Origin of the sequence: Parapedobacter sp. GCM10030251 (genome assembly GCF_042666505.1) — a bacterium.
GTDB lineage: Bacteria > Bacteroidota > Bacteroidia > Sphingobacteriales > Sphingobacteriaceae > Parapedobacter.
In genome coordinates this window covers 677789-690801 of record NZ_JBHTDN010000003.1, presented here as the reverse complement: position 1 = coordinate 690801, position 13013 = coordinate 677789, and the positions used below count along the sequence as shown (strand labels likewise).

10 protein-coding genes are annotated in these 13013 nt (G+C 45.3%); 2 read left to right on the top strand and 8 right to left on the bottom strand.

Annotated features, from left to right (window positions below; all coding sequences use genetic code 11):
- Nucleotides 1-108 precede the first annotated feature (108 nt).
- Together ACFQRK_RS12040 and ACFQRK_RS12035 are read right to left on the bottom strand one after the other, a co-directional pair.
- Nucleotides 109-483 carry a type II toxin-antitoxin system VapC family toxin gene (locus ACFQRK_RS12040; RefSeq protein ID WP_379006917.1) on the bottom strand — a complete coding sequence of 125 codons (375 nt, stop codon included), beginning with the start codon at nt 481-483 and terminating at the stop codon, nt 109-111.
- A complete protein-coding gene (locus ACFQRK_RS12035) occupies nt 477-692 on the bottom strand; it encodes a hypothetical protein (protein WP_379006916.1) in 216 nt (71 codons plus the stop codon). Before ACFQRK_RS12035 ends, ACFQRK_RS12040 begins: the two co-directional genes overlap by 7 nt.
- Before the next feature lie 280 nt (nt 693-972).
- On the opposite strand from ACFQRK_RS12035, the gene ACFQRK_RS12030 reads away from it, so the two are divergent.
- The gene (locus tag ACFQRK_RS12030; protein WP_379006914.1) at nt 973-5775 is read left to right on the top strand and encodes a RecQ family ATP-dependent DNA helicase; all 4803 of its coding nucleotides are present in this window, start codon (nt 973-975) and stop codon (nt 5773-5775) included.
- Between the two features lie 64 nt (nt 5776-5839).
- Here the strand turns inward: ACFQRK_RS12030 and ACFQRK_RS12025 are convergent, their stop codons facing one another.
- From ACFQRK_RS12025 to ACFQRK_RS12010, 4 genes are all read right to left on the bottom strand, one after another.
- On the bottom strand, nt 5840-6286 hold the full coding sequence (locus ACFQRK_RS12025; protein WP_379006913.1) for a type II toxin-antitoxin system HigA family antitoxin: 447 nt from the start codon (nt 6284-6286) through the stop codon (nt 5840-5842).
- A 5-nt stretch (nt 6287-6291) separates the two neighbouring features.
- Nucleotides 6292-6624, bottom strand: coding sequence for a type II toxin-antitoxin system HigB family toxin (locus tag ACFQRK_RS12020; protein WP_379006910.1), 333 nt, complete (start codon nt 6622-6624; stop codon nt 6292-6294).
- Nucleotides 6625-6697: 73 nt separating this feature from the next.
- Nucleotides 6698-6973 (bottom strand): hypothetical protein, encoded by a 276-nt coding sequence (locus tag ACFQRK_RS12015; protein ID WP_379006908.1) that lies wholly within the window; start codon nt 6971-6973, stop codon nt 6698-6700.
- 234 nt (nt 6974-7207) lie between these two features.
- Nucleotides 7208-9664 (bottom strand): ABC transporter permease, encoded by a 2457-nt coding sequence (locus ACFQRK_RS12010; protein ID WP_379006906.1) that lies wholly within the window; start codon nt 9662-9664, stop codon nt 7208-7210.
- Between the two features lie 390 nt (nt 9665-10054).
- Here ACFQRK_RS12010 and ACFQRK_RS12005 point away from each other — a divergent pair, with 390 nt between their 5' ends.
- Nucleotides 10055-11902: a patatin-like phospholipase family protein gene (locus ACFQRK_RS12005; protein ID WP_379006904.1), complete on the top strand. Its 1848-nt coding sequence runs from the start codon at nt 10055-10057 to the stop codon at nt 11900-11902.
- A gap of 92 nt (nt 11903-11994) precedes the next feature.
- On the opposite strand, the gene ACFQRK_RS12000 is transcribed toward ACFQRK_RS12005, so the two are convergent.
- Together ACFQRK_RS12000 and ACFQRK_RS11995 are read right to left on the bottom strand one after the other, a co-directional pair.
- Nucleotides 11995-12423 carry a DoxX family protein gene (locus tag ACFQRK_RS12000; RefSeq protein WP_379006902.1) on the bottom strand — a complete coding sequence of 143 codons (429 nt, stop codon included), beginning with the start codon at nt 12421-12423 and terminating at the stop codon, nt 11995-11997.
- A gap of 19 nt (nt 12424-12442) precedes the next feature.
- On the bottom strand, nt 12443-12868 hold the full coding sequence (locus ACFQRK_RS11995) for an SRPBCC family protein (RefSeq protein WP_379006900.1): 426 nt from the start codon (nt 12866-12868) through the stop codon (nt 12443-12445).
- Nucleotides 12869-13013: the final 145 nt, after the last annotated feature.

The following is a 13013-nucleotide window of genomic DNA, read 5'->3' as shown; positions in this document are numbered from 1 at the left end:
CATTTCCTCGATAGCAGCGCAAAAATATATTATGCAAGGCATATTGGAATCAGTATTTCGTCCTTTTCTTTGGCCAATACGGAGTCGCCGTTCGTGGCGCAAGCGGCACTATCGTAGTATTTTCAAGTCGTCGATACGTTTAAAATGCTTTTTGTTCAGGGTTACAATAGGGAGATCGTGCACAAGGCAGGTGGCTGCGATAAAGATATCACGGAATTCAATCATCTGATTCCTTGTACGTAATACATGGTATATTGCTGCTGCTTTCCGAGCAACATCATCAGTAAACGGTAGAATGGTGAAACTTTCGGTGATGACAGTTACATCTTTCTTTTTCTCGGGTGTCGTAGCTCCCATATGAAGTTCATATAAGGTGACGGCTGATAAAAAGACTTCAGCGCTATCGGCTATTTTATAAAGGGTGGTTGACAGTTTATCCTTAGCCCTTAGATGTTCGATAAAAATCCCGGTATCGGCTACCATTGGGGAGGTGTGAGGTTGTCAAATGCTTGCTTGCTATCCTCAAAAACCTGAAGGTCCTTATCCGACCATACGGATACATTGGCCAATTTTGACCTAACCTCCGATATATTCTTTTTGCCAGGCGATTGAAATACCACCCCAAGCTCTTTGAGTAGCTGCTTTACCAAAGCGCTTTTTGTTTCTGGGATATTGATGGTCAACTTTTCCATAATTCAAATTTACGAATATTTTATGATAATCGATAAGACATGTCAGTTCTTACAACGATTCGGAGAGGCTTTAGCATTGTTTTGTGATATCCGATTATATTGGGAACACCAATTATTCTCCTCCACTACTCTTGCTATCTTGCCTTGCAGCGGACCTCCATAAACTATTTGCCTTTTTAATAGACAGCGATTGGAATTCCCAAAAAAGATTATTTTTCGTACTTTCAAGCCGTGGAATACATTTATACCGATGAATTTCCTAGCCAAGTTATTCGCATAAATGAATCGAATTGCATTTATCGATATAGAAGTTGAGCCAACCAATGGAAACATTCAGGATATCGGCTGCGTAAAAAACGACGGTAGTCTATTCCACCGAAACTCGCTTACTGCATTCGCTCAATGTATAGAAGGTGCTCAATTTGTTTGCGGCCACAACATCATTAATCATGACCTCAACTACGTTGGCCAGACACTCAGCGATGCCGGAATAAAGCCCGGGGCGGTCATCGATACGTTATTCCTCTCTCCCCTGCTTTTCCCCTCGAAACCATACCACGCGCTGCTAAAAGACGAAAAACTGCAATATGACGAGGCCAATAACCCGCTGAACGATGCGATAAAGGCAAAAGATTTGTTCTATGATGAGGTTGCTTCTTTCAATCAGCTAGATGAAGGATTCAAGGAGGTGTGTTATTTGCTATTGCACAACAAACTAGGATTCGGCGCTTTTTTTGATTTTTTAAACTACCAGATCCCGGTAACCTCAACCGAAGCCCGTATTCGGGAGCGATTCGGGGAGGTGATTTGCGAAAAAGTGGATCTGCATCAGCCTATTACGGACCAACCGGTGGCCCTCGCCTATTGCCTGGCGCTGATCCATGCGAACAGTCGCTATTCCATTACCCCCAGATGGGTCATAAAGAATTACCCCGAAGTAGAACGCATCATGTTCCGTTTGCGGAATCAGCCCTGCTTAACCGGGTGTAGCTATTGCAACCAGATGCTTGACGCGCATGGCGGGTTGAAAAAGTACTTCGGTTTCGATGCGTTCAGAACGTATGGTGGCGAGCCATTGCAGGAAAAGGCCGTAAAGGCGGCCATCAATAACCGATCGATATTGGCAGTTTTTCCCACCGGTGGCGGCAAATCAATCACATTCCAAGTGCCGGCATTGATGAGTGGCGAGACGTCAAAAGCGCTAACCGTGGTGATATCGCCGCTCCAATCACTGATGAAAGACCAGGTAGATAACCTGGAAAAAATAGGCATTACCGACGCGGTGACCATCAATGGCTTACTCGACACCATTGAGCGGGCAAAATCATTCGAGCGCGTGGAAGACGGTTCCGCATCCATGCTCTACCTATCGCCGGAGTCGTTGCGTTCTCGGACGATTGAACGGTTGCTGTTGGGAAGGAAAATTGCACGCTTTGTCATTGACGAAGCGCATTGCTTTTCTTCCTGGGGTCAGGATTTTCGGGTAGATTACCTGTACATTGGTGATTTCATTCGGTCGATCCAGGAAAAGAAGAACCTGGAGGACAGCATCCCCGTTTCGTGTTTTACCGCTACGGCTAAACAGAAAGTCATCGAAGATATCCGTGCCTATTTCAGCGAAAAGCTGGGGCTTGACTTGGAGCTGTTTACCTCGACAGCATCCCGGACGAACTTGCAATACCAAGTGTTTGAAAAGGGTGACGATGAGGAGAAATACCAAGCGGTAAGGGACTTGATTGAGGAAAAAGACTGTCCGACGATTATTTACGTTTCGAGGACAAGGAAAGCCTACCTCCTCGCCGAGCGCCTTACGGCTGATGGGTTTAGTGCAAAACCTTATCACGGCAAGATGGAGGCACAGGAAAAGACCGCCAACCAGAATGCGTTCTTGGCGGGGGAAGTGCCAATCATGGTAGCCACGTCGGCGTTTGGGATGGGCGTTGACAAGAAAGACGTGGGCCGGGTAATCCATTACGAGATTTCTGATTCGTTGGAGAACTACATCCAAGAGGCCGGAAGAGCTGGCCGTGACGAGAACATCGTGGCCGATTGCTATGTGCTCTACAATGAAGAGGACCTCGGAAAGCACTTCATCCTGTTGAACCAAACCAAGCTTTCGATCAAAGAGATACAGCAGGTTTGGAAGGCCATCAAAGAAATCACCCGATTTCGCTCCACGGTTTCCAACTCGGCATTGGAGATTGCACGCAAAGCGGGATGGGATGATAACGTGGTCGAAATTGAGACGCGGGTAACGACGGCCATTGCGGCGCTGGAGGACGCCGGATACCTGAAGCGTGGCCAGAATATGCCGCAGGTATTTGCGAACAGCATCCTAGCCAAAAGCGCACAGGAGGCCATCGATAAAATACATGCATCACCCCGGTTTACGGAAAAGCAGAAAGAAACGGCGGTTCGTATTATCCGGAAGCTTTTCTCTAGCAAAAGCAGGAAGCAATCGACCGACGACACGGGCGAATCGCGGATCGACTATATCAGCGATCACTTAGGCATTGTAAAAGAGGAGGTTATTGCCATCATCAACCTACTGCGGGAGGAAAAAATCCTCGCAGACGGAAAGGACCTCAAAGCGTTTATCCAAAAAGGCGAAAACCAATCCCGTTCAGAAGATATCGTGAAGGCGTCTTATAAGATCGAGCGTTTCCTTCTTTCACATATGGATGAAGCCGAAAAGACGATTCATTTAAAAGAACTCAATGAAGAAGCTCAAACGACGGGAATAGTCGATTCGACAACCGATAAGATAAAGCGGGTTATCAATTTTTGGGCAATCAAAAACTGGATTAAAAGACATCACCTTTCCTACTCACGAAATCACGTGGCTATTCGCTGTCTGCTCCCGGTAGATATCCTGGAAGACAGATTAAGGAAGCGGTATGAGTTGGCCATTTTCATGGTGAAGTTTCTGCATGAACGAAGCCTCTCGGCGGACCTGGCAACCGAGAACGGGAAAGAAGAAACATTGGTGGAATTTTCGGTACTGGAACTGAAAGAGGCGTTTGAGTACTCGATTGCTGGCTTCGGCACAAAAGTGACCGTAGACGATGTTGAAGACGCGTTGTTTTATCTTTCGCGAATGAGTGCGATAAAAATAGAAGGTGGCTTTTTGGTGTTGTATAACCGGCTAACCATCGAACGCCTCGAAACCGACAACAAGAAGCGCTACACGAAAGATGACTACCAGCGGCTGGATCAATTTTACGAAAACAAGGTGCACCAGATCCATATCGTGGGCGAATATGCGAAAAAGATGATCAACGATTATCGCGATGCGCTTCAGTTTGTGGAAGATTATTTTCAGTTGAACTATAGCTCTTTTTTACGGAGGCATTTTCCGGGAAGTAAGGCCGATGAGCTCAAAGTGAAAATGACACCTGCTAAGTTCAGGCAACTTTTCGGGGAGCTCTCCCCTACGCAATTGAAAATTATCAAAGATAATGAAACGAAGTACATCGTAGTGGCGGCGGGGCCAGGCAGTGGCAAGACCAAGTTGCTGGCGCACAAACTTGCGTCGTTATTGCTGATGGAAGATGTGAAGCACGAGCAGCTCCTTATGCTTACGTTCTCACGAGCGGCGGCGACCGAGTTTAAAAAACGGTTGCTTAAATTGATCGGTAATGCGGCCAATTTTATTGAGATAAAAACCTTCCATTCGTATTGCTTTGACCTGCTGGGTAAAATGGGCAGCCTAGAAAAATCAGATATGATTTTGCAACATACGGTAGACAAAATCCGTAGCGGCGAAGTGGAGGCCAGCAGGATTACAAAGACCGTGCTGGTGATTGATGAAGCGCAAGACATCAACGCCGACGAGTTTAGCTTGATCAAAGCGCTGATGACTAAGAATGAAGATATGAGCGTGATCGCCGTGGGCGATGACGACCAGAACATTTACGAGTTCCGTGGCGCAGACCCCCGATTTCTTCAACAGTTCCTTCAGTTGGATAACGCCATTAAATATGAGCTCATCGAGAATTACCGGAGCCTGCAAAACCTAGTTGGGTTTTCGAATCAATTCGTGCAGCGGATTGGCCAACGGATAAAAAGCACACCTGTGGTCGCAGCTCGAGCAGAAAACGGAAAGATCAAGTTGGTGCGTCACCAAGGCCACAACCTGATCATGCCCTTGGTAAACGACGTCCTAGACACGGGCTTGACCGGCACCACTTGCGTACTAACGAAGACGAATGACGAAGCATCGCAGATAACGGGACTACTATGGAAAAACGGGCTACGGGCAAAGCTGATTCAAACCAATGATGGGTTTAATTTATACAACCTTGCTGAGGTAAGATACTTCTTGGCGGCATTAAATATGGCCGACGATACGTTTTTGATTAGCGACGACAGTTGGTCAGCCGCCAAACGGTCCGTAGCCGATCGGTTTAAGAACAGTACGCAATTGGAGGTTTGCATCAACCTGATCAGCGATTTTGAGGCGACCAACCCGAAGCGGAAGTATCGGTCGGATTTAGCCGTTTTTATCCGTGAATCTAAACTCGAGGATTTCTTAAATCAAAACGGCGAAACAATCTTTGTGTCAACGATCCACAAGGCGAAGGGAAAAGAGTTTGACCATGTATTCATCATGCTCGAACGGTTCATCCCTACCACCGATGAGACTAAGCGCCAGCTTTATGTGGCCATGACAAGGGCCAAGCGGAATCTCACCATCCACGTGAACGCTGATTTCTTAGATAGCATGACCGCAGAAAATTTGGAGAGGGTGATGGATAGGAACCACTATCCGCCGCCGGAAGAACTGGCTATGCACCTCACTTACCAGGATGTATGGCTCGACTACTTCATCAACAAACAGCATTTCGTTTCCCAACTGGTGAGTGGTGATAACTTAATCGTCAGCGGCAACGAATGTTTAATGCCCAATGGGCAACCTGTGTTAAAATTCTCCAAGAAATTCCTCGATCAGATAGCGGCAAAGCGCAAAACCGGCTATGAGCTGAAAGCCGCCAAAGTGAACTTCGTGCTCCACTGGCGAAAAGAGGGTGCTGAACAAGAAATTAAAGTTGTTTTACCGGAGGTGCTGTTTGAGCGGACATAACAATATAACATGGACATACCAATCCGATACCGACCCGCGGGCAACGGGGCCAATCCACAACGGGTTATGGGGCCAGTGACTGTCGAATTTCCTTTGTGAAATTCATCACACTCGCATTTTTGAAATGGCGGTTCTCCGGGACATGGAGTTTGTAGGGCCTATTAAATGCTTCTTGGGCCAGACTAAAGCGGTTGGCCAACTTGCGTATCACTTCTTTGGAAAGTCCTTTTTTGTAATTCAATATATCTGAAACGTATCCTTTGCTGACACCCAAATAATCAGCCAAGTCCTTAGGCCGCAAACCATGATCTTTCATAAGCGATTTCAATAATTCGATAGGATCTATTTCCGTGAAACTATTGTTTGCGGCATCGTAATGCTCAATTAATAATGTCAGCAACTCCACTTCTTCGGAATCGACGGGATCACTCTCAAGCAATGTTTCCAACACGTTACAATAGGCATCATATTGTGCTTTGTCTTTAATAACGCTATATTTCATTGTTGCCATAGTTTCTAATAATCGTTTATTGAGTACTGTGCGCCCGACCCACATAATTTATCGTATTCAGCATGCGTACCTATCCAACATATGAACACGTGAACTTGTGTTGCTCCGAACACGTATTTACAGACCATTCTATAATTATTGCCGCCAATATCAAATACCACCCTGTTACTACCGTTCCCCAATAGGTCTGCGCTACTGAATGTATGTTTTATATCCTGCGGCGACTTCCAATACGCATATTTAATCTTTCCCAACCAATCCCTTAATGAAACCCTGCTTCTGGCATGTAAAGACGCGAATTGTTCTATAGTTTGTCTTTTTATCAAATGTACGCGCATATGATACACAACAAAGGTACAAACAAAAGTTCACAAAAAGAGAACCAACCAAGTTTTTGCTTTAAAAAACACATCACTCCTCCTCGCGGCTATACTCTTCCCAATAAAATGCGGCGCCTTCCGCATCAAGTGTCTTATAGTATTCGAGGAGATTGATAAACACCGTCTCTCCTACTCCAATCGTGACCAGCGATAACAAGGTTTCAAGATAATACTCAATAGATCGCTTATCTTGGCTTTGTCGTTTGATTATTCGGTTAACATCGGCTTCGATTGCAGGTAAATGATGCGAAAGGCTTGCTTTGAATTTGGATATCTCGTTGGAGATATCTTTTACTAAATCGTCCATACGGTTAAGGTATATTGGTATTTCAGTTGGTTAACGCGACAAAGATACGGAAAATTTGGAACGTATCTACTGATGAAACGGTTTCCTGTTTCAACCAACCCTAGCGAGATTAGAAGAGAGAAGACCGTTGTTCCAAAATTAGGTCTGTAATGGCAGATAATCCTAGGAACAGTGACGATCAATATTACGACACCCTAAAAAAAGGGGTTGTATATATTTAATATCTGGTAAACGTTATTCGGCCCGTAAACTCTTTACCGGTTTGGTTACCGCGGCTTTAATCGCATGGAAGCTGATCGTTGCCAGGGCAATGATAGTTGCTGCGAATCCGCCAGCGGCGAATAACCACCAGCTGATGTTGATGCGGTAACTGTAACCTTGTAGCCACTGGTGCATGTAATACCAGACAATGGGTGTAGCAATTGCCAGGGCAATTGCGATGAGTACCACAAATTCTTTGGTAAACAGATAGATGATATTGCCGACATTGGCACCCAATACTTTACGGATACTAACTTCTTTGATCCGCTGCACGGCCATGAATGAAGCGAATCCATACAACCCAAGACAGCTGAGGAAAATGGCGATTGCTGCAAAAATTATATACAATTGCGCAAGCTGATTTTCCTGTTTGTAGAAACTCTCAATTTTCTCATCCAAAAACCGGTATTCATAAACATAATCGGGAAACGTTTGCTCCCATATTTTTTCAATGGATTGCAAGGTGGAAGCCATGTTCGCGGTTGAAAGTTTGATGGAAGCCTGGCGGTACATGGTCGCATTCGTAGCAATAAGCAAGGGGGCTAAGCTCTCATGCAACGGCCTGTCATTAAAATCTTTCAACACGCCAACCACCGGACATTTGATGACACCACCCATGATGCTTATTTCTTTGTTCAGGATATCTTCCGGCTTTTTAAGACCCAAACTTTTCACGAGCGATTCATTCACCAGGAATTCGATTGTCGGACCCGAAGGTTTCAAATTTCTCCCGGCTACCAATTGTAATTGATAAGTGGGCACATAGTCTTGGTCGGCGAATTTGACGATCGCCTGGAAATCTTCATCTTGTAATGCGCGATCAAATCTGAAATTGGTAAACCTGTTATTTTCATCTTCGACCGGGGTGTTGGAGTTGAAACTCACTGCCTGCACACCGTCTGACAACAACTGCTGTCTTAAATAATCCGTCAGCTTACCGCCGGTACTATCCGGACGAAAAGGCACATTTACGATCGCATCTTTATCGAAGCCTAAGGGTCGATTCATGAAATAATTCATCTGCTGTAAAATAATGAGTGTTCCAATGATGAGTGTCTGAGCGATGACGAATTGGAACACGATCAACCCCCTCCGTAATGAAATTCCCTTTGCTGTATTGACCGCGAGCTTACTTTTTAACGCTTTAACAGGATTGAAACGCGACAAAACAATGGAAGGATAAAATCCTGCAAGTGCAGTTACGATCACGATAACCGTTAAAAGAAATACGATGATTGCCGGACTGTACCATTTGAATGAAAGCGAAAGTTCTAAAAGTTGATTGATGTAAGGCACGCTGAGAACGGTAACAGCTGCGGCAAATAATACGGAAATGGTAACGATCAAAAATGTCTCGCCGATGAATTGGATTTGCAATTGAAATTTGTTGCTCCCGAGAACTTTTCTTACGCCCACCTCTTTTGCTCGATTAACGGCTTGTGCCGTAGATAGGTTGATAAAGTTTATGCAGGCAATAAGCAGAATGAAGGCTGCAATCAGCCACAATACATTCAGAAGTTGATGACTGATTGTTTGGTTGCTGTAGTTCCCCGCTTGCGAATCGTAATGCACATCACGTAAGGGCTGTATAACATAGTTGTCCTGCTTGTCGGCCGATTGTACTTTTCGGGCGTATGTGCTTAATTGCTGATTAAAATCGTCGGCGGAAATATTGGGTGGCAACACTACATAACAACCAAAATCAGGTGCGGACTGATTCCAGCCGGGTTGTTGAAATCCGTGTTGTGCATCGCCCGTAAAACCTGTTCCATAGGCAACCACCAGTTTCAGCTGGAAGTCTGTATTCGTCGGTATGGTCGCGAGAACCCCTGAAACCTTCAGCGTTATTGCCGAAAACTGGAACAATCCGGCACCTATATTATAGTATCCCGTCATTTTGAGACTCTTGCCCATCGCTGTTTTCCAGTCGCCGAAATAGGTTTCTGCTACCTCTTTTGTAAGCAAGACATTATTGGGGTCTTTCAACGATTCATACGACCCTGCGATTAAAGGGAAATCAAAAATGCGGAAGAATGAAGGCGATGTATAGAATACGCCGCTTTCCTCTTTGAAATTTTTAATAGGCGTCCCGCTTCCGTCCATTACTTGTAACTCATCATTGTGGCTTGCGTATACGGGGGCCACGTGTTCTAACTGTGGGAATGCCGTTTTCAAGCCTTCGGGCATCTGGAAAGGAACGTTTTTCTCGTACGTGATATTTCCGGCATCTGCATGGTGAGCTGCTGTCAACACACGATAGATGCGGTCTTTCTTTGCATGAAAATTTTCGAAGCTTGTCTGGTATTGGATAACGATAAAGATCATCATACAAACGGCGATACCAACAGCCAATCCTGCAATGTTGATGAGTGTGTAATTCCGGTTGCGGATCAAACTCCTGAATGCGGATTTAAAATAGTTCTTTATCATGGCTTTCGTCTTGTCGTCTATCGTTATGCTACTTTCAGATCTTCTCAATAAAACTGCCAGATAAGTAAACTATTTATATTCAAAATGTTGTGAATTTTTTATCCGATTAGGTGTTCGTATTCGAACACTAGTTGCTCGTATTCGGACAAAAAGGTGGTTCGACGTCCCGTACCAGACAAGTTCTGGCAAATGAAATATTGCTTCTGGCATGCCAGGACTACGTTCGGGGTGGGCTATCGAGGTGGCTACGCCCTATTGAAACGTACGGGTAAGCGATAGAAATATCGCCGGTATATTTTCTACACAAACTTGCTGACATAAAGATATTTAACTATCTTTAGTTTGTTGTATTCGTAGCTATTTCAATGCTGACCCTTTGTTTCTGTACCCATGGCGAAGAAAAACACAGTCTCCGATCTGCCGCAGCACAATCCCTTCCAAAGCATTGCACTCGCATTTTCGGGTGGTGGTTTCAGGGCCGCCGCTTTCTCCTTGGGAGCCCTTAGCTATCTGGAACATTTAACACTGGAAGGCGTACCGCTCACAAAACACATCGGCTACATAAGTTCAGCCTCCGGAGGTACAATTACTAATCTGCTTTACACCTCGGCCATGCACAAGGGTGTCTCGTTCGATGAGTTTTATGAAAAGACCAAGGCAAAGTTAAATGGAGAAGACTTGTTGGAGAATGTCCTTTCCGTATTGAATGACGACAGATACTGGCGGAAAACCGGCGACGAAAAACGCCGGAATCTGATCAATTCCTTTGCAAAAGTCTATGATGATGAATTCTTCCACGGGGAAACGATGGAGGTGTATGCCACCAAAAAATATGTCAAGAAATTTGAGATATGTTGCAATGCGACCGAATTCTACCGAGGCCTCTCGTTTAGGTTTAAAACCGACGGCACAAAAAGCTGGTACCAGGTAATCGGCAATAAATACCTGAGATTTGATGATACACGGATAGACTGCTTTCAAAAACTGAAACTCGCCGACGTCCTAGCGGCCTCATCCTGCTTTCCAATGGGGCTTGAGCCGATTATCTTTCCGGAAGACTTTACCTATAACGATGGTAATAACAAGGTTCTTACCTCACAGGAACTTCGGGAAGCCATAGTATACAGTGCTTATAACGAGAAGGAAATGCATTTGTCTGACGCTGCGCATCCCCTTCAAATCCGTTCATTTGGATTGATGGATGGCGGGATTACCGACAATCAGGCACTAAAAAGCCTGATGCTTGCGGATGAAAAACGGAGGCGGAAACAGAAACCCGATCCATTCGACCTGATGATCGTTACGGACGTTAGCAGCTACTTTATGGATTATTACAAAGTACCGGATCAGAAAGGGGAAAAAGGATGGCGGGGAAAAAGCATTGACTACTATGTTAACCTGTTTCAGAAGGCGGTTAGGTATCCACTGCGTATTCAGAATAGTGCACTGGCAATCGCGATCGCCTGCTTCGCGGTTTCCACGACGGTTGAGAGCCCTTACGCCTGCTATCCGAGCTTGGTTCTCGGTGGAATGGCAACGGCGGTTTTTATGATGATGTGGACGGTCCGAAAATGGCGGGTTACGCGGGAGATTCTGCGGCAACCGGAAAAATTTGACCCACTCAAAATCGTCCGGACGGCCCTTCCCGTGCAATCATTTTCCGACCGGATTATCAACAAAATAATGGATTATTTGAGGCTCACCAAACTTAATGTATTGGAACAGATGCTGAAAGCGCGGATTACTTCCGTGATGAGCATGGTGCTGGATGTGAACCTGAAGCAGGTTAGGCGGCTTATCTATGAAATGTTCTATAACGATGAACGCTGGGAAGACCGGCGCGTGTCAAATTTTATTTATGAATTGAGCGCCTATAATCTTGCGAGCCGTTCCAACCGGTTTAACAATCCCAAGCGCTTGGGTTGGAAAGCGACCGAGGAAGATAAGGCCCTGCTCTGTGAGAATCTGGATAACATTACGCCGATAGCTGAACGGGCAAGAAAAATGGGTACCACCTTATGGTTCGATAAAGAAGACAGGGACAATGATCAACTGGCCAATATAATCAAGACAGGCCAATTCACGACCTGTATGAATTTACTGGAATACGTCATTTCTTTGGAACGCAAAAAGGTAGGCTTGGAAAAGAACCAACTGGACAACGTGCTGATGATCAAAGCGCAATTGGTCAGGGATATTAATTTATTTAAAAGTGATCCAGGTTTTTTATTCCAGTAAAAACGTGAGTGCCTTTTTGCAATCACCCGCAAAGGTGATAAGAATAGCACTCACGTTTATGCTGCTCCTGGAATCCGGTTTTTCGTTTCCCGCTAACGGTTCCCACTAACGGCCAGTTGGTACGGATCAGTTGTTTGATAGTCAGTCTTACCACTCGGTACAAGTTTCCGGCTATACACATACGAAATAGCCAAAATGCCCAGTATCACGAGCGGCAACAACATAAACCCGATAATCTGATCAACGGCTGCGTGACTGATGAATGCAAAGATTAAATTAAAGGTGAGCCCTGCATATGCCCATTCTCTTACTTTGGCGGGCGCGCTAGGAATCGAAATGGCCAAAGCGCCTAGTACTTTGCATATAATTAGCGCATAGGCGAAGTAGTCCGGATAACCTAACGGCCTTGTACCGACTGTCGCCTGGTCTGGAGCAAACAGCAGCGAAACGAGTGGCATTACTCCTTCCCAAAGGAGGATGATGATAGTTGCGATCCAAAAGATGATTCTGTTCTTTTTCATGACTGTAATTATTTAATGATTAATTATTTGTTGATTCAACATATTTCACAAAGTTGTCGAGAATAGCTTGCCATCCCTGCTTCTGGAATTCAGGGTCGTTTTCGGTTTCAGGGTCGAAAATGGTCTGAATGTTGGTCTTGCCATCCTGCTCCGTAAACAGGGTAGAAACCTTCCGGCCATCGGGCATGGTGTAGGCAATTTCCTTGTGCAATTCCACGTGGTCATAAATGCCTTCGAAGTCAAACCCGAAACTGCCGTCCTTGGCTTCCATCCTATTCTTAAATTTACCGCCTGTTCTCAGGTCGTTCTCACTGGCCGGGCAATGCCAGCTCGGATCAGGGGTATTCCATTGCATAATATCGCTTGGTGTGTTCCAGGCTTTCCAAACGTTTGCGACGGGAGCATTTGCTGTTGCCTCTACCGTGATTCTTTTTTCTTCTGTCATGGTTAATGCGCTTTATGTTTATCAATTTGTTTACGATTCAAAGGTACAGCAGGGGAGAAAAAAGCGGCTGTTGTGAAAACGACAACTTCAGGGGCTGATTACGACAAAATAACGGTCACGTGAAGCCGGGGGATAGTTCATGTCC